The following is a 20,694-nucleotide window of genomic DNA, read 5'->3' on the forward strand; positions in this document are numbered from 1 at the left end:
TTTACCTCCTTTTTACTTACTTTGTTTTCTTTTTTGTGCTATTATTTCTCTCTTTGCAACTCTTATTGACTGAAGAAGAGGTCTCTTTGATGGGCATATAAATGAACATGATCCACACTCTATACAGTCGAGCGCTTTATAATCTTCAGCTCTATCAAAATTATATTTTAATGAATGAGCACTTATAAAAAGTGGCTGTAAAAATGCAGGACATATGTCTACACATTTACCACATCTTATACAATTGCTTGGGTTTGGTAAAGTAGCTTCTTCTCTATTAAGACATAATATACCAGATCCACCTTTAGTAACAGGTACCTCCAGTGTATATTGAGTAAGTCCCATCATAGGTCCTCCCATTATAACTTTACCTGGCTCTTCTTTAAATCCACCGCATTGATTTATTATTTCCTCAAATGTAGTTCCTATCTTAATAAGTAGATTAGTAGGATTTTTTATAGCACTACCTGTTATAGTAGTTATTCTTTCCACAAGTGGCATACCAGTTTTTATAGTCTCGTATACTTGAGCTGCTGTTGCAACGTTATTTACTACAACTCCAGCCTCCATAGGTAATCCACCAGATGGTACTTCTCTATTTGTACAAGCATATATAAGTTGTTTTTCTGCTCCTTGAGGATATTTAGTTCTAAGTCCTACAACTTCTATATTACTTTCTTTTTCAGCAGCCTTTATCATAGCCTCTATTGCATCAGGCTTATTATCCTCTATTCCTATATATCCTTTTTGAACATTTAAAACTTTCATAATAGCTTTAAGTCCATAAACTACAGATTCTGGATTTTCAAGCATAAGTCTATGGTCTGCTGTAAGATAAGGCTCACACTCAGCTCCATTTAATATAACCGTATCTATTTTTTTGTCTTTTGGTGGTGATAGTTTTACATGAGTTGGGAACGTAGCTCCACCCATACCAACTATACCTGCTTCCTTTATTATTTCTAATATTTCCTCTCCTGTTAGAGAGTCTATACTTCCTTTAGGAACGACACTTTCATGAATTTCATTTGCGAAATCGTTTTCAACCACTACGCATAATCCCATTCCTCCTGGCACTGGACATTCCTTAATTGCCTTTACCTTACCAGAAACAGAAGAATGTACAGGCGCAGAAACAAAACCTTGTGCTTCTCCTATTTTTTGCCCTACTTTAACCGTATCTCCAACATTAACAATAGCCTTACATGGTGCACCTATATGTTGTTGAAGAGGTATATACAATATAGCAGGATCGTTAGCTCTTTCTACTTTTATATTTTCAGTACTTTTCTTTCTATGTGGCGGATGAACCCCACCTCTAAAACTTAAGAGCTTCATTTATATTACCTCCTTACAATAAATTATAAATTAACTTGAATTTACCAAGTATAAGTATTTATATTCTCTGAAAAACATTTCAACATATAGTATACTATATTTTTTTTATAAAGTCCTATAAATCTTTTTTTTAACATAATTTAAATGCAGTATTTTGAGTTACTTTGCAAAATAAAAGTAGGCAATTAACTACCTACTTTTAAACTAATCTATATATTTTTAATTTTATTTATAAATTCATTATACTGGAATAAGCTCGATAAGAAAAGATTTTCACAGGATTTTAAATTCCCATTTTTCAGATTTAGGTTTACAGATTCTACATTTTTTCTATTGTATTCGCAAAATTTCGACATTTGTTTTTCAAAATTTTCTGTTTCTTTTCCTTTGAATTTTTTCAAATTCTTTGTTAATGAATCTACTAATTTACTTTTATTATTAATAAGATTTATATAATCATCATAATTCGATGTCCCCAATTTGTATTCGTTCCAAAATTTAGACTCTTGCTTTATATTTTCAATCATAAGTTCTAAATCCTTACATACATCATTCATATATTCATATTTTTTTGTATATTCTAAATCCATAGAGCCTATTTGGATTTTAGATATGAATGCATCCGAATAACTAGATTTAATATTTTCCAAATATCTTCTTGCATTAGATTCTTTTAAAGATGTGTATATATATATTTTATAAGAACCCTCTTTTTCATGCACATAATTAGGAATATCTGTACTTTCAAGATTATTTACTATACTTTGCGCTTCCTTATAATCATTTACAGATGCTACTTGTATAGAATATATCCAAAACCCATTTATTTGCTTTTTGATTTCATCTTTCACTTCTATCTTTACAGCATTTATAGTTTTTTTATCAGATAGTTTACTAAATACATACTTTGATGTAGCCCATGATGCTATGAGTGGTATTATTAAAAAAAATATAAGTAAAGATTTTCTTTGTTTTCTATATCTTTTATTCATTAGTTATTCCTCCCTATTTACTATTCTATATATTATTTATATAATATAGTTGTATAAAATATTACTAAATAAGGAGTAGTATGTATGAATAATTTAATAAATAAAATTTATTTAGATAAACTCACTGAAATACAAAGCAGAGTACCTGTAAATATAATGCCTAATAAAAATATGAATAATTTCAAAGAAATACTAAACGAAAAATCTGAAAATATCACTCAACAATATACTAATAAAGACCTATCTGCGAGTATCAATTCATCTTCTTCTATTGATAATGCAATAAGGGAAGCTTCTTTAAAATATAATATTGATGAAAGTTTAATAAAATCTGTTATACAGGCTGAATCAAATTTTAATCCAAATGCTACTTCAAGCAAAGGAGCCATGGGACTTATGCAATTAATGCCCGCAACAGCTAAGTCCTTAAACGTACAAAATCCATACAATGTAAAAGAAAATGTGCTAGGTGGTACAAAGTACCTTGATTCTCTTTTAGATAAATATGATAATGTTCCTTTAGCTGTAGCTTCTTACAACGCCGGACCAGGAAATGTAGATAAATATAATGGTATCCCACCATTTAAAGAAACACAAGGTTATGTTAATAAGGTTATGGAAACATATAATAAACTAAAAAATGAAACTAAAAAAAGTGGTCTATAGACCACTTTTTTATATGAATAAATTATGTAATTTTGAATCGGTATATAGCATTGATTGAAAATCTAAATTTGCAACTATTTCTGAGCAACGAAGCCCATAGAACTAGTTGGCGATATGAGTCAATGCGTAGTATTAGACGAATCTTAGTTTATTATTCTTCTTGCCGTAACATATGTATTTTGATAATATCCTTCACTTAAGCTAGATATCATAACATTCGATTTAGCGGAAGATGCATGTATGAAATTTCCCTTTCCTATATACATCCCAACATGACCTATACTAGAATTTCTACTAGTATCAAAGAATACCAAATCTCCTAATTTTAGTTGATCTTTAGAAACCGCAGTTCCTACACTACTCTGTGCTTGGGAACTATGAGGAAGATTAATTCCTGCTCCAGCTTTATAGACATACATAGTAAATCCTGAGCAATCAAAAGTATCAGGACCACTAGCCGCCCATACATATTTACTTCCTAGCTTACTATGAGCAACTTCATATAATTTAGTTAATTTATCACTAGACCCTCTTGTTACAGTCATATTATCCTTTTTTATTTCTATTAGAGAATGATATATATATCCTATTTGATTATCATTTATCTTAACCTTATACCAATCTTCATTTTTATTTAATATCGTAACTTCATTTCCAATATTTAAATTAGCTATAGATTCACTTAAAGTTGTATTTGAACTTCTTACATTTACATTATTTCCTTTTATAACTCCTATAGCTTGTTTTTTAGTTGAGTATTGAGAACTAATCCATCCTTCTTGAGAAGAGTTTAATTTAATTTTATACCATCCTTTTTGTTCTTCAAGAATTAAGTACTTTTGACCTGAATTCACCTTAGTTAAAATATTAGAATTTACATTATTTTGGGTTCTTACATTCAAATTATCAGCATTTATTTGAGCTTCTTCATACATATTAGCTGATGGTGTAGATATATTAAAAGTTAGTGATATAATCATAGCTAATACAGGTGCTACTATTTTTCTCATATTTGTCATGCTATTCCTCCTTAGTTATATAATGCTATCTTTTTACTGTATTCGACATCATTTTGAAATATCCTCTATTTTTTTAAATATTTTTTTCATTCTACTAATAATATTCCAATTAAATTAATTATACTATAATCCGAATAATCTATTACTATGTCTAATTTTCCTATAGTTTTATTTATATTAATCCCTACAGCTTCAGGGGAGAATCTTCTAAGGCTTGGTTTAGAACATTTTTCTTTACAACTTTCACATTCATTACACGATCCAGGTCTTAAAAGATGTGCAAAAGTGTATCCATTATTAAAGGCAAACTTTTCTATTTCAATCATTTTTCTAAAAGATTCTCGCCTTGCATATCCCCATACATCTATCATATTTTCTTTTGAAGAAGTTTTATACTCTTGCAAAAGTATAAGAGCACTATCATATTCACTCAATATTTTTTTAAATTTATCTATACTAATACAATTAGGTGGACAGTTAAGCCTTTTCCCAAAATCCTCACATCCATAAGCACATTTCAAGTAGACCCTTTCCTCAACTATAATATCTTTAGATTTTATATCGTATGCTTTTATATTGTGAGTGTTTGAAAATTCTACAATATCTTTCATACATACCTCCTTTAAAACTCAAAACATTACAATTTAAATTATACATTATATATATAATTTTTAAAATACAAAAATTCTCTTAATGTTATCTTATGGTTCATATTTTCAGCAATGTCATCCATAATTTAAAAATATTATAATTTTCTATAAAGCCAAAAAGAATTAGATATTATCTAATTCTTTAGTACTACTTTTTAGGAGGAATTATCTCTATCCAGTAATTATCTGGATCTGCAATAAAATATATTCCCATTTCTTTATTTTCATAGCATATGCATCCCATATTTTTATGATGCTGATATGCTTTTTCAAAATCATCAGTTTCAAACGCTAGATGAAATTCATTTTCTCCTAAATTATACTTCTCTTTCCTGTCTTTAAGCCAAGTGAGCTCAAGTTTATGATTGTTCTCTCCATCCCCTAAAAATACTAGTATAAAACTTTCATCACTAGCTACTTTTCTTCTAGTTTCTACAAGACCTAAAGCTTCTTCATAAAATTTTATACTTTTTTCAAGATTTAATACATTAAAGTTATTGTGATTAAATTTAAATTTCATTTTAATTATCCTCCATTTATTAATTTATCAACATAATAGTATCATAAATAAAATCCCAATTCATGTCAAATTTAGTTTTAAAAAATAGCTACCTCATTTTAGAAAATATTTTCTATTTTGAGATAGCTACTTTTATTTATTTATTTTCATCCATTTCATTAATCGTGGCAACATCTGATGCTTCTATTTGATTTATATCTTTAGGCATAAATTTATTTTTCACAACATCCATTATATTAACACCAGTTAAAGCCTCTACTGCATCTGGAAGCTGGCTCATTATATCAGTTACATATCCCGTAACTTTTGATGCACCACCTTTACCTTCAGTATTTCCATTGTCTATTATAACTATTTTTTCAGTTTTAGTTAGAGGTTCTGCTATTGATTTTGCTATTTCAGGCAATTTTTCAACTAACATTTGAGTAATAGCCGCTTCATTGTATTGCTTGAATGCTTCTGCTTTAGCTTGCATAGCTTCTGCTTCTGCTTTACCTCTTTCCTTTATAATGTCAACATCGGCTAAACCTTCAAGTCTTCTAGCTTCAGCCCTTGCCTGACCTTCAAGCTTTATAGACTCAGCTCTTGCTTGAGCATCTTGTATTTGTTTATACTTCTCAGCATCTGCACGTTTTTCTGCTTCATATTTATTTGCATCTGCTTGTTTTTTAACCTTTGCATCAAGCTCTTTTTCTACTTTTACTGCTTCTTTTTCAGCTATTTCAATTTGTCTATCTTGTTCTAAAAGTTTAACCTGCATTTCGGTTTCTACGACCTCTTTTTTAACCTTATTTTGCTCAATTTCATAAGCTAGGTCAGCCTGTGCAGTTTGTGATTGTTGTTCTTGTCTATACACTTGAACCTTTAATTCTTTGTTTTTATTGAATTCAGCTATCTCTGTTTCAGATTCAAGTCTTGCTCTTTCTCCTTCTTTATAAGCTATTGCCGTTTGAATCTTAGAATCCCTTTGAGCCTCTGATTTTTTGATTTCAGTTTCTGATTTAGCTTTAGCTTCAGCGATTTCAGCATCTCTTTTAACTTCAGATATTCTCTTTTTACCTAAAGCTTTTAAATATCCATTTTCATCAGATATATCTCTTATTGTGAATGCCTTTATTTCAAGACCCATTTGAGCAAGGTCAACTGCAGCTACTTCTTGAACTTGAGATGCAAATTTTTCTCTATTCTTATATATTTCTTCTACTGTCATTGTAGAAATAATCTCACGTAATTTCCCTTCAAGAACATCTTTTGATGTTTCTTTTATTCTGTCTATCGTGTCAGCTTCTTTACCAGTATTAAACTGTTCCATAGCAGAATATATAGATTCTTCATCAGATTTAACCTTAACAACAGTAACTCCATCTACAGTAAGTTCCACTCCTTCTTCAGTAAGTGCTCCATCTGTTCTAAGCTCAATCTTCATGTTTTCCAAGGAAATAATATCAGTTCTTTCAAGAAGAGGAATTACAATACCTCCTCCACCAGATATAACTCTCTTTTTAAGTCCAGTTACAACTCTAGCCTTATCTTGAGGAACTTTCTTCCACATAGATAAAAATCCTCCAACAATAACAAGTATAACTAGAACTATAATAATTGGATAAATCAATGTTCCTAAGTCCATTTAATACTCCCCCTTAATTTTTAATTAGTTTTTCTAAATAGTATCTACATAAAATACATCTTTTTCTATTAAAACTATTACAACTTTGCTATTAAACTCAACTCTTTTTCCTTCTATATGCTTTGCTGGTGAATTATATGTATTGCCATTCATACTGTATTTTATCTGCCCAAATCCATCTTGCACAATAGTAGATATAACTTTAGCATATTGCCCTATTAGTTTTTTTTGAGATTCACTAGATGTATTTTCTGCTTTTTTCAAAAAACTGAATATATATTTATCTATCAAATAAGAAGTTATAAATGCTGCAACGAAAGAAATAAATAGTGCATATAATGATTGTTGACTAGATTTCGTTTGTATAATTCCAATTCCACCAAATACAGTTATAAATATGGCTATAACAGCTGGTTTAATAGGCATTATATTAAAATAACCAAAATCTATATCTGTATCAAAATCCATGTCCATTATGCTGCCTAGTATGAAACTTGCTAAACTATATAAAACTCCAACCCAAAATAGAAAGTAATATATTTTTAAAATAAATATCACCCCTTTAAAGCAATATTTCCATTATAAATATTAACATATTTTACCTTTAATGTATATAGATTGACTATAAAAAAAGAAAAAAGAGAACTTTAGTCCTCTTTTTTCCTTTTTTATTTAACTGGAATAGATAGCCTTTGCCCAGGATATATTAAATTTGCATTTTTTAATGAATTAAGTTCAGCTATTGCTTTCCAGTCAACATTGTATTTCTTTCCGATTTTATAAAGAGCATCTCCCTTTATAACTATATAAGTTCCAGTTTGTGGTTTAATCTCTGGTTTAATTTCTGGTTTAACTTCTGCTTTAACTTCTTGTTTAATTTCTGGCTTAACCGGTGCTTTAACTTCTTTCGCTATTAATCTATCTTGTTTTTTGTAGTCTATAACCTTAACGTTTTTAATTTCATCAATTAAAGCATCTCTTATAGCTATAGTTTCACCTAATGCTTTAGCTTGTTTGAATGATGTAAATCCATCTCCACCAGCTGCCATAAAGTCATTAGTTACAACTTTGTATGTCTTATTTAAATCAACTTCTTGTCCATTGTCTAAAGTCATCTTTACTACTTTACTTCCTTTTTCAGCTCCTTTTATATACTCAACTGTAACTCCTGAGAACTGAATTGATCCTATTTCTTGATTTTCGATTCCATTTTCAAAAGCTTCCTTTATTTGAGCTCCTGTCATTTCAAAAGATGCTAGTACATTATCAAATGGCATTACTTCATACATTTTTCCAACAGTTATATCTCCAGCTGGAACATTAACTCTAAGTCCACCACCATTAGTCATTGCAATATCTGCATTGTCTAATTTTTTCATAACATCTGTAGTCCATTGTCCTAAAGTACTAGTTGTAAAATCATTACGATCATGGTCTAATTCATTAACTGTTTTACCTATAACTTCATCTAATATAGGTGCTACTTTCTCTCTATCTTTAGCTATCATTTCTTTTACAGTCACATCTTCTGATAAAGTATCTGGTCTTGAGTATAATAAATCTATTGATGCTTCTTTTTTAACTATTTTTTTTGTATCTTTATCTACTACAAATGATATTTTTCCTAAAGCTCTACCCTGCTTGTATCCTTGAACTACAGGTATATTATTTACTAATCCTGAAACTCTTTGGTGAGAATGTCCTAGTATAATTCCATCAACATCTTCTACATCAGTAAGTTCTGGAACTTCCATTTTTATTTCTTTTGTTTTTGAATCTTGGAAGGCTCCTATATGTGATAAAAGAACAACTATATCTGCTCCTTCTGCTTTAATCTTTGGTACCATTTCTCTTGCAACTTCTGATGGATTTTTAAATTCTATATCAGCAACATTCGCAGGGTTAGTTTTATAAGCTGTTTCTTGAGTTGTAAGACCTATAATGCCTACTTTTATTCCATCTAATTCAACTATTTTATAAGGATCAGCCCATTCAACTGGCTTATTAGTTTTTTTGTCGTAAATATTAGCTGCTAAGAATGGTATTCCTGAAGTTTCTTCCCACTTACTTATCTTATCCATTCCCCAATCAAATTCATGGTTACCAACTGCTGAATACATTATTCCAGCTTCTTTCATAAATTTAGCAACAGGCTCTCCATACAAGAGATTTGATTCTGGTGAACCATTATAATTGTCTCCTGCTGATAATATTATCGTATTTGGATTATTTTGTTTCGCTTTTTTTAACTCATTTGCTAGTTTTGCTGCACCTACATTTTTTCCATCTTCATTAAGTGCACCATGAAAATCATTAATTTGTAAAATGTCTATATTTACCTCTTCGGCAGCTTTAGCTACTGGAACTTGTCCAAACATAGTTAAAACCATTAAAAACGAAACTATAAAGGCTGTAAAACGTTTTCTCATCTTCAACTAAACCATCCCCCATTCTTTTATTTAAACACTATCGTTCTATTATTATACTAAATATAATCTTTTTTTTCAATATTTGTATAATTTATTCCAATTTTATTCCATTCTTACTAATGAAATAAACTGTAGCGAATTTTTTATTTTGAATAAACATAGTTTTTTTATAATATGTAAATACTAATATTATATTTTATTAAGGAGGTTTTAATATGTTAAATAAAAGTCATATAGATTTAAATAAGTTAAATAAAGTTCCATCAAACCATCCATTTGAGTATAAAGACGTTGTAAGTGATAATTTACCAACAGAGGATCATGGAATAGATGGTAGGAGATTCAAATCAGAAGTTGAAAATGGTAAATATGAAAATGTAGTAGTTAACAAAGAAACTGATAATAGAGTCCAATATAGAAAACTATAATGAAAGCCATGGACATCAAGGTCCATGGCTTTCATTATAGTTTTCTAAGCTTCTTCTTCAAATTGATCTTTACCTACTGCACATAACGGACATAACCAATCTTCTGGTACATCTTCCCACTTAGTTCCCGCTGCTACTCCGTTATCTGGATCTCCTTCTGTTGGATCATATACATAACCACATACTACACATACATATTTTTTCATTTTCTATTCCTCCATTTATTTTATATTTATTAATTTCTTATTTATATTTATTATTTACCCTTTGTCTTTAATTTAAAACATATTTTTAAGCTTCTTCTTCAAATTGATCTTTACCTACTGCACATAGCGGACATAACCAATCTTCTGGTACATCTTCCCACTTAGTTCCCGCTGATACTCCGTTATCTGGATCTCCTTCTGTTGGGTCATACACATAACCACATACTACACATACATATTTTTTCATTTTCTATTCCTCCATTTATTTTATATTTATTAATTTCTTATTTGTATTTATTATATACCCTACAAAATTAGTATTAAACATATATTTTCAATTTGTAGATAACTTTAATTAAAAATCTACATTTGCAAGTATTTTGAGCAACTAGACAAATTTTATATATTTTTTTCAAAAGCTAAATCTTTATATACAAAAAATCCATTGTTCTTATAGAATTTGATTAAATCTTTTCGCTTTATATACTTTTTATTCTCGTTTACATAGCCTTTTATGTAGTTTACACTTCTAGGAAATTTCATGTTTTTTATCAATGAACCTAAATTAGAAAGTGCAAATGTAGCATGACCACATCTTAATTTATCGGTAGATGCATTTATTCTATCTATGTATATATAATCATCTTTATACTTAAATTCCATTTTCAAAGAACTTTTATACTCACTCTTAGTCTTGTGTAGATTTCCATAAACAATATATATATTTCCTTTTTCATTATTATAATACCTCATTTTGTCGCAAACTAAACATACTAAATCATAGTTTTTATCAAATCCAAACCTAATAAACAAATCGTCTATATTGTATTCATTTTTTAAATAAAATATATCTTTAAATGTATTTATATATTGATTGTATTTATTTATATACTTTTGAATATTTTCATTTAAATAATGATTTTTTTTAATGGATTCATCTATGCAAGATTTACATTTTCCCTTTTTGAAATCCATGCACTTAATTGAATTTATATTTCCGTTACTATTTGTCAACATACTTTCAATATCTATTTCATTAAACTCATTCTTATTCTGTAAAATTTCATTTATATTATCACAATCTATAATTTTTTTTAATTCATTCATTTTACCGTGCAGTATATTATGTATAGAAATTAAGTCTTTTATAGAAGTCTCGATTTTTATCCTTCTTTTTTTCCTACATTTCTTATATACCACAATATCCCCCCATAAAGTGAAACTTAATTCAGATGAAGTTTTTACTCCAACTGAATTTGTAGCTGAACTAATCCATAAGCTTTTAAGTTCTTACCTCCATACTTAAAAAGGTGGGGTATTAGAACTTTTAGCTTCCGGATACACTAATATCCTATGATATATATCTATTATGGTGAGTCTTCTTATATGCAAAAAATTAAGACCTCTAAATTTTAGAGATCTTAATTTTCTATTATTAAATTCTTCATACTTATATCTAATGCTTTCACCGAATGTGTAAGGGCGCCACATGATATATAGTCTACACCAGTTTGTGCTATACTTCTAATTTTATCTATCGAAACATTACCTGAAGCTTCTATTATAGCTTTTCCATCAATTATTCTAACAGCCTCTTTCATATTTTCTATACTCATATTATCTAACATTATTATTTCTACCCCTACAGATAGGGCTTCTTTAACTTCTTCTATACTCTCAACTTCAACTTCGATTTTTCTAACGAATGATGTGTTTTCTTTTGCAAGCTTTACAGCATTTTCTATTCCTCCCGCTGCTCGTATATGATTATCCTTAAGCATAACAGAATCCGATAAACTGAACCTATGATTACATCCTCCTCCAACTTTAACTGAATACTTTTCAAGGATTCTTAGATTTGGAGTTGTCTTTCTTGTATCTAAAAGTTTTGCTTTAGTTCCATATATTTTTTCTACCATTCTATTTGTTATTGTTGCTATACCACTCATTCTTTGTAAAAAGTTTAGAGCCACTCTTTCCCCTGTAAGCACATTTTTTGTATTTCCTTTTATATTAGCTATAATCTGATTATTCTCAACTTTTTCACCATCTTTAACCTTAAATTCAATCTTAACATTTCCTAGTAAATCAAATACTCTTTTGAAAACATCTAAGCCTGCAATAACTCCATTTTCCTTTACTATGAGTTGTACCGAACACAAACTATGTTCACTTAATATTGAATTTGTTGAAATATCTCCATAAACACTGTCTTCTATCAATGCATTCTTGATAATTTCATCAACAATTAACCAATTCATTTTTTAGGTCTCCCCTCACTTTAATAAGCTCATTTAATGCTATTTTCACGTTTTCCTGCTTAACAGCTGCTGCATTCACATATTTATATATTTCATCAGATTCTAACTTATTAAGCTCTATATCATCTACATAATCATTTATAACTATAGATGCTCTTCTAGAAAATACTAATGCTTCCTGAAGTGAATTACTTGCCAATCTGTTTGCTCCATGAACACCTGTACAGCTAACTTCTCCACAAGCAAATAATCCATTCATTGATGTTCTTGAATACGTATCCACAGTAATCCCTCCCATCAAATAATGTTGGGCAGGAGTAACAGGTATTCTATTCTTCGTTATATCAATTCCTTTATTAATACAAGCCTCATATATACTTGGAAATCTATTAACTATATACTGACTATTTTTATGAGTTATATCTAAGAAAACATATTCCGAATTCGATTTTGACTCTTCTATAAAAATAGCTTTTGAAACTACATCTCTTGGCAATAGTTCATCCACAAATCTCATACCTCTGTTGTTTAATAGATATCCACCTTCTCCTCTGACTGCTTCTGAAATAAGAAACCTCCTATTTCCACCTTTTTCATATAAAGAAGTTGGATGAAATTGTATATAATTTATATCTTTAAGATCAATTTTATGCTTACAAGCTATAGAAATACCATCACCAGTAAGTGTTTTTATATTAGTTGAATTTTTAAATAACCCTCCAATACCACCACAAGCTAATATCGTTATCTTAGAATGAATATTTATTACTTCATTATTTTTTACAGCTATTCCACCAAAACATGTATTATTTTTCTCAATAATATCAATTAAACAACTTTCTTCTATTATTTCTATATTTTTTTTCTCTTTAACTCTTTTTAATAATACATTAAATACTTCTTTACCCGTTCTGTCCTTGCAATGAACTATTCTGTTTTTGCAATGAGCAGCTTCTCTAGTATATTGAAGTTCTCCATCTATTCTGTCAAACTCAACACCTAGTTTTATAAGGTTATTGATATTATCAATAGATTCTTCTGCCAAAATCCTAACTGCCTCTTCATTATTTTTATATTTACCCGCTTTTAAAGTGTCTTGTACATAATTATCAATATCACATTTATCTCTTGCTGTAGCTATACCTCCCTGAGCTAAATACGAGTTGCAATCATCTACATTTTCCTTAGTAAGCATTACTACTTTAAGACTATTTTTTAAATGAAGTGCACTATATAAGCCTGCAATACCAGTACCTACAATAAGTACATCTGCATAAACTTTCATTTTATACGCCTCCAAAAATTTACTTATACTAATTCATGCATTTTTCTTAAAGCATTTTCAGCCTTAATTCTTACCCCTTCATCAATATAAATTTCATTCGATAAACTTACAAGACAATTATACACATCTCCTATAGTTGTAATTTTCATGTTATTACACACCATATTTAAAGGATAAAATCTCTTAGTAGGATTTCTTTTTCTAAGTTCATGTAATATCCCCACATCAGTAACAACTATAAATTCCTTCTTATCACTGTTAGATGCATACTCTATTATTTGTCCTGTACTACCTACAAAATCACCAAGTTCTCTAACTTCTTTCGTACATTCTGGATGGATTAAAACTTCTATATTTTCTCCATATTCTTCTTTCACTTTTATAACATCTTCTGGTATTATATTGTTGTGAATACAGCAGAATCCATTCCACAGTATTATTCTTTTTTCTGGTACTTTTTCTTGAATATATGATCCTAAATTTTTGTCTGGAACAAATATTATTTCATCACTTTGGATATTTCTACATATATTCATAGCACTTGATGAAGTGCAACATACATCAGAAATAGCCTTTACTTCTGTGCTTGAATTTACATAACACAATACCTTAGCATTTGGGTATTCTTTCTTCATTTTTTCAATTTCATCAGCTCTAGCCATAACCGCCATACTACATAGAGCTTCTTCATTGGGCAGCAACACTGTCTTCTTGGGAGATAATATTTTTGCACTCTCAGCCATAAATTTAACACCACAGAAAACTATTACATCTGCATCACTATCAACTCCTACCTTACTCAAATAGTAAGAATCACCAACATAATCTGCTATATCTTGAATTTCAGAGTTCTGATAATAGTGAGCCAAAATAATAGCATTTTTCTCTATTTTCAATTTTTTTATTTCATCAACTATAGAATTCATCATACTCACCTCTATATAATTTTTAAACTTTTATTTAGTACATACAGGTGTATATACACTTGTATGTACACTATACCACCTTAATATATATTTATCAACACAAAATTCGCTTTATGCTAACGCATAGCTCATGTCGCCAACTAGCCCTACTGGCTCCGTTGCTCAAAATACTTGCTAGTACAGTTCTTTTATCAATGTTATTCGTAGTTTAAAAATCATATAACTTCCTTGGAAATAAAAAAACTGACACCTAACGGTTGTCAGTTTTTGTTTTAAATTAATTTTTAATTATATATCGTAAAATGCTAAAGCTCCAGCCCCAACAAGTCCACAATCATCCCTTTGGGCTTTTTTTACTTTACAAATTTGAGTGCTAGAATTTAAAGACATACTATTTATAGTATCCATCATCTTATCATAAAACATTTCTAGACAATTAGAAACTCCACCACCAATACTTATTTTTTCGGGATTATACATAGCAATGATATTGAAAATACCAACCCCTAAATAGTATCCCTCATTTTCTACTATTTCCAAAGCAAGCTTATCTCCTCTTTTAGCTGCTTCAAATACATATTGAGCTTTTACTTTTCCACCTTGAGCTAGGTCAGATATAATGCTTTCTTCATTTACAATTCTCTCACAAGCAATTTTTTCTATAGCAGTTCCAGATGCATAAGCCTCAAAACAACCATCGTTTCCACAATTACATTTTCTACCATCCAAGTTGATTATCATATGACCAGCTTCAAATCCGTTTGAACTAGCTCCTACTTGAAGCTTAGAATCTATTATTGCTCCACCACCAACTCCTGTACTAACAGTTATATAAATAAAATTTTTGCATCCTTTCCCAAATCCAAATAAATATTCTCCTAGCGCGGCTGCATTACCATCATTTTGAAGCTTTATATTAATTCCTTTAAACTCTTCAGATAACTTTTCTACTAACTTTACATCTTTCCAACCTTTTAAATTTCCACTCTCAACTATTATTCCTTTTTCACTATCTATTGGTCCAGGAGAACCTATTCCTATTCCATTTAAATCATTCTTATTTAAATTTAATCTTTCTAATAATTCATATATAGTATTTTTTATATTATTTATACTATTAGCAGGTCCTTTTTCAACCTCTGTAGGTATCTTAATATTATCAAGAACTTCTCCTTCTTTAGTCATAATACCTATATTAATCTTAGTTCCACCTAAATCAACTGCACAATATAAATCCTTCATTAAAATCACCTTCTTTTATTAGTATGTATTAACAAAATCATTCACTTTATATTATTATAACATTTTTATAATTTGAATTTTATATAAAATTTTATTTTTTAAATTTTAAAGGAAATTACATAATTTTCAATATGTAATTAATATTACTAAAAAAGCTAAATTTGAATAAATCTAACCTTAGTTTGAAACACTAATTAAGAGGTGAAAAATATGAAAAATTTTATACCAGATAAAGCATATGTAGACACTAGAGCATTAAAATATGATGTAACTCAATTTAGTATTAACAATCTTAAAGAATCCAATGTTCCTGTAGAAGAATCTAGAAAAGTTATAATAAACGGAAAAAATCCTTTAGAAAATTATTCAAAATCTAAAAAAACCATATATCTTACTGTTAACAAACAAAAAAAATTAAAACCATGCAAACCATCTGCCGACTATCAGTTTTCTCTATCAAGTTCATGTCCAGGTCATTGTGAATACTGTTACCTTCAAACTACTCAAGGCGAAAAACCGTTTATGAAGGTATTCGTAAATATAGATGAGATACTAGATGTTATTAAAACACATATAGATAATAACCTTCCAAATATAACAACATTTGAATGTGGGAGTATAACTGATCCTATTGCACTTGAATACTTAACTGGAAATCTAAAAAAATGTATTGAGTTTTTCTCAAAATCAGAAAATGGTAGACTTAGAGTTATAACTAAATATGATAACGTAGATTCTTTTTTAAATATAAATCATAACAATCATACTAAATTCAGATTTAGTATAAACACAAGATACGTTATAAATAACTTTGAGCACAATACAGCAAGCTTTGAAGAAAGAATACAAGCATCTAAAAAAATAGCGTCAAGTAATTATCCTATTGGATTTATAATTGCTCCCATTATGATTTATGATAATTGGAAGGATGAGTACAAAGAGTTAATATTAAAACTCAAGGAAGAGCTCAAAGACTACAACAGTCCTATAACTTTTGAGCTTATTCAGCATAGATTCACAAGTACTGCCAAAGAACTTATATTAACTAGATTTCCAAAGACAAAGCTTGATCTTAACGAAGAAAATAGACAACTAAAATGGGGACCTTATGGCAAATTCAAATACGTATACCCTAAAGAAAAAAGCAGTGAACTCAAAGAATATATATCAAATCTTATACACAGCAATTTCGAAAACAGTATTATAGAGTATTTTACTTAATTAAAAATAAGCCTTACGCCTCTAGGTTATTACTGATATTTATTTTTAGTATATCAATTCCGTTATCTATACGATATAATTTATATTATAACAATATACAAAGGAGTAACTTATGAGAATTCTTGTTGATGCAGATGCTTGTCCTGTTAAGGATATAATAATTAAAATTGCTAAAAACTTTAACATAGCCGTTATGATGTTTATAGACACAAGTCATGTTCTACATGATAATTATTCACAAATTATTACAGTAGGTCAAGGAAAGGACTCTGTAGATATGGCTTTAATAAATTCAGTTGAAGAAGGAGATGTAATTATTACACAGGATTATGGGTTAGCCGCCATGGTTCTTGCAAAAAAAGCTCATGTTATAAATCAAAATGGACTTATTTATACTGATGATAATATAGATATGCTACTTCTTCAAAGACATTTATCCCAAAAAGCTAGAAAAGCTAGAAAAAGAACCAGAAGTGCAAAAAAAAGAACAAAATTAGATAACGAATTGTTTGAAAGAAATTTTATTGAGCTTTGTGAATCATTAATATAATAAAAATCATAATTTAATGTTGTAATTTCTTAAATAAAGCTGAATAATATGATTTGTTGTATTTCCCAGGAAAATTTAATTCTTTAATGTAAATATTTCTTGCTATTAATCTCTCTAGAAAGTTAATACTATTATTAGACTTTATAGGAGGTGCTATAATGAATCAAGGAAACCATAATATAGGATGTACAGTTACTGAATGTAGATATCATGCTAAGGCTATCAACAACTGTACTCTCACTCACATAGAAGTTGTCAAACATAAAGCTGAAGCTACATGTCAAGAGTGCACAGACTGTGGAAGTTTCGAGAAAGATAAGTAAAAAAAAGACTCTACTTTTAAAAGTAGAGTCTTTTTTATTAGTGCGGATGACGGGACTTGAACCCATACGAGCGTAGCTCACTACCCCCTCAAGATAGCGTGTCTGCCGATTCCACCACATCCGCATATTTAATCTTAATAACATTTTAATTGTTGTACATACATAAGTCAATATATTTTTAAAAGTCGTTAAAAGTTAATTCCTCTTAACGACTTTTTTTACATCTAAATAAATCATATACTTTTCAACTTATAGATAACCTTCTTTGAAAAGTAACTTGGTAACATGAGCTATGCGTTAATACGAAGCAAATTTTTATTCACTTATATATATATTTTCGAAACCATTATATATATTAAATTCATTTGAATCCAACTTACCTTTTATTTTGTTATTCAAAACTAAGTTCTTATCCTTAATCAAAAGACTTATAAAAGGGATATTGTTACTAACATATTTCTGCAATTCATTATAATTTTGTATTTTTTCAGATTCACTATTAGAACTTATAAGCTTTTGAATCAGTATATTTACATTATCATCATTGTAGTTTGTAAAACTATTATCAAAATTGAACCTAGGATCTGGAACAATAGGAAGTGTCCATCCTAAAAGTGCTAAGTCATAATCTTTGTTATTAATAGCATTTGTAAGATCTTCTCCTGAAAGTTCTACTATTTGTGCATCAATTCCTACATCTGACAGTGAAGTTTTTATCAAATAAGCTTCCTTTAGTCTTTCAAAGTTTTCTTGATTTACAACAACTTTAAACTGAACTTCCTCTAAGTTCATATTGCTTAAATATTTTTTTGCCTTGTCTATATCATATTTTACATTTTTTAGTTTTTTATTGTAATATTTTGATTTTTTATTCAATGGAAATTCCACTATATCTCCATTATTTAAATAAACATCCTTTAATATTTTTACTCTATCTATACTATTTAATAAAGCTTTTCTAAAGTTTATATCTTGTATATACTGATTATCGAAGTTTAAAGCTATAAATTCGTACTCATTTCCTGTATACTTTCTAATGTCAAATCTCTTAGAAGGAAACTCCCCTCCTATTATTTTATCTATTTTGCAAATATCAGTTTCAAGAGATATAATCATACTTTCTTGTGCTTCTTTGTCAGGTACTATGACTATCTTCACCTTATCTATATAAGGTTTTTTATCGTAGTAATCTTCATTTCTTATTAAATCTATATATTTTCTTTTTTCGTATTTATCTATTTTGTACATCCCTGATCCTATTAAATTATTCGAATGAATATTCATATCATCCATACTCAAACCATTAAATCTATGTTTTGGAAGTATTGGAAATATAAAATTTTCTAAAGAAAAAGAATATGCACTATTAAATACTATATTAAAACTAGTATCAGATAAAATCTCAACTCTAGATACGTTATCAACAAGAGGCTTATAAATACTTTTATCTAATGTTTTTAGTAGATTTATTGTAAATTCAACATCTTGACTTGTTAGTTTAACTCCATCATGCCAATGTATATTATCTTTTAAATTTATATTTAAGTTAATTCCATCCTGAGAAAGAACATAATCTTTAACAAGCTTTGGTTTTATACTATAATTTTCATCTAATACAAATAAACTGTCATATACCAATTTAAGGGCTTGATCTAAGGACTTTTCATTATTTAAAAGTGGATTTAATGTTTTAAATTCAACAACGGAAATGTTTACTTTTCCACCATCCTTAGGAGTTAAGTCTTCCTCTTGTAATATAGCTTTTTTCAATTCTTCATCTATATTAGTATCATCTTTACTACATCCAAAGAGAAATACAGCTATAATTAAAAGGAAAATAATTTTAATTTTTTTCATTTGTTTTCTCCTCATTTCTCGTAAATATCTTTATACCTTTTATAAAATTTATTTACCTTATTCACATAATCATTAGTCTCTTTGAAAGGTATTTTTTGGAGATTTATTCCATTTTTACTATACCTTTGATCTTTTAGCCATTTATCTACATTACCAGATCCACCATTGTATGCAGCTATTACTAGATCGGTATCATCAAATTGCTTAAAAAGCTTGCTTATATACCAGCATCCTATTTTAATATTAGTCTCTGGATTAAATATATTTATATAACCCATTTGAAGTTCATCTTGAGCCCAATTTTTAGTAATATCAGATATTTGCATTAAACCTTTAGCCTCTCTGTTTGACTCAGCATAAGGAAAAAATTTGCTTTCAGCCTTTATTATAGAATATACCAAGTATGGGTCTATGTCGTATTCATTAGAATATTTGATTACATAATCTTGGTAATGCATAGGATATACTATTTTTAAACATCTACCCACTCCAAATATTAAACAAGCAATAAGTATAATAGAGTAAATAATAAAATATTTCTTTTTAATCAAAATGCGCTTCCTCCACATAATAACAAAATTTTTCTATATCTAATTCAAGCTTATGCTGATTATAAGAATTATCTATTATATAATCAGCATATTTCTTCTTATCTTCCACACTCATCTGTGATTTAATTCTTAAAATAGCATCCTCTTTGCTTATATTGTCTCTTTTTTTTATTCTTTCAATCTGTATATTCTCATTACAAGTAACAAGAAGTACAATATCGACTAAATTTAATAGATTTGCCTCTATTAAAAGAGGTGCATCTAATACAACAATTCTTTTCCCTTGTTTATTAAATTTGTCTATACTGGCTTTTATTTTGTTAATTATTATAGGATGAGTTATAGAATTTAGTTTTTCAAGCTTATCCTTATCAGAGAAAACAATACTTCCTAATTTTTTTCTATCTAACACATTATCAGCATTAAGTATTTCACTTCCAAAATATCTGACAACATCATCAAGAGCTTTTTTGTCATCAAATATTTTTCTTGAAATTTCATCTGCATCTATTATTTTTATATTCTTTTTCTTTAAAATATTAGAGACTGTACTTTTCCCACTTCCAATTGATCCCGTAAGACCTATTACTATCATATTCTCAC

General features: G+C 28.7%; 23 protein-coding genes and 1 tRNA gene. 5 read left to right on the forward strand and 19 right to left on the reverse strand.

Features of this window, described 5'->3' with window-relative positions; genetic code table 11:
• Positions 1-12: 12 nt before the first annotated feature.
• Entirely contained in the window at positions 13-1,338 is a 1,326-nt protein-coding gene (rsxC, locus tag Tmeso_RS01610; protein ID WP_099187583.1) for an electron transport complex subunit RsxC, read from the reverse strand.
• Positions 1,339-1,547: 209 nt separating this feature from the next.
• Positions 1,548-2,330 (reverse strand): SPOR domain-containing protein, encoded by a 783-nt coding sequence (locus tag Tmeso_RS01615; protein WP_099187585.1) that lies wholly within the window; start codon positions 2,328-2,330, stop codon positions 1,548-1,550.
• A gap of 84 nt (positions 2,331-2,414) precedes the next feature.
• Between Tmeso_RS01615 and Tmeso_RS01620 the strand changes: the two genes are divergently transcribed.
• Positions 2,415-2,996 carry a lytic transglycosylase domain-containing protein gene (locus tag Tmeso_RS01620; protein WP_099187587.1) on the forward strand — a complete coding sequence of 194 codons (582 nt, stop codon included), beginning with the start codon at positions 2,415-2,417 and terminating at the stop codon, positions 2,994-2,996.
• A 143-nt stretch (positions 2,997-3,139) separates the two neighbouring features.
• Here the strand turns inward: Tmeso_RS01620 and Tmeso_RS01625 are convergent, their stop codons facing one another.
• The 6 genes from Tmeso_RS01625 to Tmeso_RS01650 all read right to left on the reverse strand — a co-directional run bounded on the left by Tmeso_RS01625 (position 3,140) and on the right by Tmeso_RS01650 (position 9,241).
• On the reverse strand, positions 3,140-4,015 hold the full coding sequence (locus tag Tmeso_RS01625; RefSeq protein WP_099187589.1) for a C40 family peptidase: 876 nt from the start codon (positions 4,013-4,015) through the stop codon (positions 3,140-3,142).
• A gap of 86 nt (positions 4,016-4,101) precedes the next feature.
• Entirely contained in the window at positions 4,102-4,626 is a 525-nt protein-coding gene (locus tag Tmeso_RS01630; protein WP_099187591.1) for a DUF2284 domain-containing protein, read from the reverse strand.
• A 187-nt stretch (positions 4,627-4,813) separates the two neighbouring features.
• Positions 4,814-5,185 carry a VOC family protein gene (locus Tmeso_RS01635; protein ID WP_099187593.1) on the reverse strand — a complete coding sequence of 124 codons (372 nt, stop codon included), beginning with the start codon at positions 5,183-5,185 and terminating at the stop codon, positions 4,814-4,816.
• A 136-nt stretch (positions 5,186-5,321) separates the two neighbouring features.
• Positions 5,322-6,812, reverse strand: a complete 1,491-nt coding sequence (locus Tmeso_RS01640; RefSeq protein WP_099187595.1) for a flotillin family protein — start codon at positions 6,810-6,812, stop codon at positions 5,322-5,324.
• A 33-nt stretch (positions 6,813-6,845) separates the two neighbouring features.
• The gene (locus Tmeso_RS01645) at positions 6,846-7,280 is read right to left on the reverse strand and encodes an NfeD family protein (RefSeq protein ID WP_099187597.1); all 435 of its coding nucleotides are present in this window, start codon (positions 7,278-7,280) and stop codon (positions 6,846-6,848) included.
• A gap of 200 nt (positions 7,281-7,480) precedes the next feature.
• Positions 7,481-9,241, reverse strand: coding sequence for a 5'-nucleotidase C-terminal domain-containing protein (locus Tmeso_RS01650; protein WP_242967815.1), 1,761 nt, complete (start codon positions 9,239-9,241; stop codon positions 7,481-7,483).
• Between the two features lie 215 nt (positions 9,242-9,456).
• Here Tmeso_RS01650 and Tmeso_RS01655 point away from each other — a divergent pair, with 215 nt between their 5' ends.
• Positions 9,457-9,669 carry a hypothetical protein gene (locus Tmeso_RS01655; protein WP_099187601.1) on the forward strand — a complete coding sequence of 71 codons (213 nt, stop codon included), beginning with the start codon at positions 9,457-9,459 and terminating at the stop codon, positions 9,667-9,669.
• 44 nt (positions 9,670-9,713) lie between these two features.
• Here the strand turns inward: Tmeso_RS01655 and rd (Tmeso_RS01660) are convergent, their stop codons facing one another.
• The 7 genes from rd (Tmeso_RS01660) to Tmeso_RS01690 all read right to left on the reverse strand — a co-directional run bounded on the left by rd (Tmeso_RS01660) (position 9,714) and on the right by Tmeso_RS01690 (position 15,589).
• Positions 9,714-9,875, reverse strand: a complete 162-nt coding sequence (gene rd / locus Tmeso_RS01660; RefSeq protein ID WP_099187603.1) for a rubredoxin — start codon at positions 9,873-9,875, stop codon at positions 9,714-9,716.
• 85 nt (positions 9,876-9,960) lie between these two features.
• Positions 9,961-10,122 carry a rubredoxin gene (gene rd / locus Tmeso_RS01665; protein ID WP_099187605.1) on the reverse strand — a complete coding sequence of 54 codons (162 nt, stop codon included), beginning with the start codon at positions 10,120-10,122 and terminating at the stop codon, positions 9,961-9,963.
• A gap of 152 nt (positions 10,123-10,274) precedes the next feature.
• Positions 10,275-11,075: a hypothetical protein gene (locus Tmeso_RS01670; RefSeq protein ID WP_099187607.1), complete on the reverse strand. Its 801-nt coding sequence runs from the start codon at positions 11,073-11,075 to the stop codon at positions 10,275-10,277.
• Between the two features lie 221 nt (positions 11,076-11,296).
• Complete coding sequence (gene nadC, locus Tmeso_RS01675; RefSeq protein ID WP_099187609.1) at positions 11,297-12,136, reverse strand: carboxylating nicotinate-nucleotide diphosphorylase; 840 nt, start codon at positions 12,134-12,136, stop codon at positions 11,297-11,299.
• Positions 12,117-13,421: an L-aspartate oxidase gene (locus Tmeso_RS01680; RefSeq protein WP_099187610.1), complete on the reverse strand. Its 1,305-nt coding sequence runs from the start codon at positions 13,419-13,421 to the stop codon at positions 12,117-12,119. Before Tmeso_RS01680 ends, nadC begins: the two co-directional genes overlap by 20 nt.
• A gap of 23 nt (positions 13,422-13,444) precedes the next feature.
• A complete protein-coding gene (nadA, locus tag Tmeso_RS01685) occupies positions 13,445-14,347 on the reverse strand; it encodes a quinolinate synthase NadA (protein ID WP_330400274.1) in 903 nt (300 codons plus the stop codon).
• A gap of 288 nt (positions 14,348-14,635) precedes the next feature.
• On the reverse strand, positions 14,636-15,589 hold the full coding sequence (locus Tmeso_RS01690) for an ROK family protein (RefSeq protein WP_099187612.1): 954 nt from the start codon (positions 15,587-15,589) through the stop codon (positions 14,636-14,638).
• A 210-nt stretch (positions 15,590-15,799) separates the two neighbouring features.
• Here Tmeso_RS01690 and splB point away from each other — a divergent pair, with 210 nt between their 5' ends.
• The 3 genes from splB (at position 15,800) to Tmeso_RS01705 (ending at position 17,683) form a co-directional block, all read left to right on the forward strand.
• Positions 15,800-16,810, forward strand: coding sequence for a spore photoproduct lyase (gene splB / locus Tmeso_RS01695; protein WP_099187613.1), 1,011 nt, complete (start codon positions 15,800-15,802; stop codon positions 16,808-16,810).
• A gap of 112 nt (positions 16,811-16,922) precedes the next feature.
• On the forward strand, positions 16,923-17,360 hold the full coding sequence (locus Tmeso_RS01700; RefSeq protein WP_099187614.1) for a YaiI/YqxD family protein: 438 nt from the start codon (positions 16,923-16,925) through the stop codon (positions 17,358-17,360).
• A gap of 158 nt (positions 17,361-17,518) precedes the next feature.
• Positions 17,519-17,683: a DUF1540 domain-containing protein gene (locus Tmeso_RS01705; protein WP_099187615.1), complete on the forward strand. Its 165-nt coding sequence runs from the start codon at positions 17,519-17,521 to the stop codon at positions 17,681-17,683.
• A gap of 41 nt (positions 17,684-17,724) precedes the next feature.
• On the opposite strand, the gene Tmeso_RS01710 is transcribed toward Tmeso_RS01705, so the two are convergent.
• The 4 genes from Tmeso_RS01710 to coaE form a co-directional block, all read right to left on the reverse strand.
• Positions 17,725-17,807, reverse strand: a tRNA-Leu gene (locus Tmeso_RS01710).
• A 191-nt stretch (positions 17,808-17,998) separates the two neighbouring features.
• Positions 17,999-19,540: an ABC transporter substrate-binding protein gene (locus Tmeso_RS01715; RefSeq protein WP_187296181.1), complete on the reverse strand. Its 1,542-nt coding sequence runs from the start codon at positions 19,538-19,540 to the stop codon at positions 17,999-18,001.
• 11 nt (positions 19,541-19,551) lie between these two features.
• Positions 19,552-20,091, reverse strand: a complete 540-nt coding sequence (locus tag Tmeso_RS01720; RefSeq protein ID WP_330400275.1) for a lytic transglycosylase domain-containing protein — start codon at positions 20,089-20,091, stop codon at positions 19,552-19,554.
• Positions 20,084-20,686 carry a dephospho-CoA kinase gene (coaE, locus tag Tmeso_RS01725; RefSeq protein WP_099187618.1) on the reverse strand — a complete coding sequence of 201 codons (603 nt, stop codon included), beginning with the start codon at positions 20,684-20,686 and terminating at the stop codon, positions 20,084-20,086. Before coaE ends, Tmeso_RS01720 begins: the two co-directional genes overlap by 8 nt.
• Positions 20,687-20,694 lie beyond the last annotated feature (8 nt).

It is taken from the genome of Tepidibacter mesophilus (assembly GCF_002724055.1).
GTDB lineage: Bacteria > Bacillota > Clostridia > Peptostreptococcales > Peptostreptococcaceae > Tepidibacter_A > Tepidibacter_A mesophilus.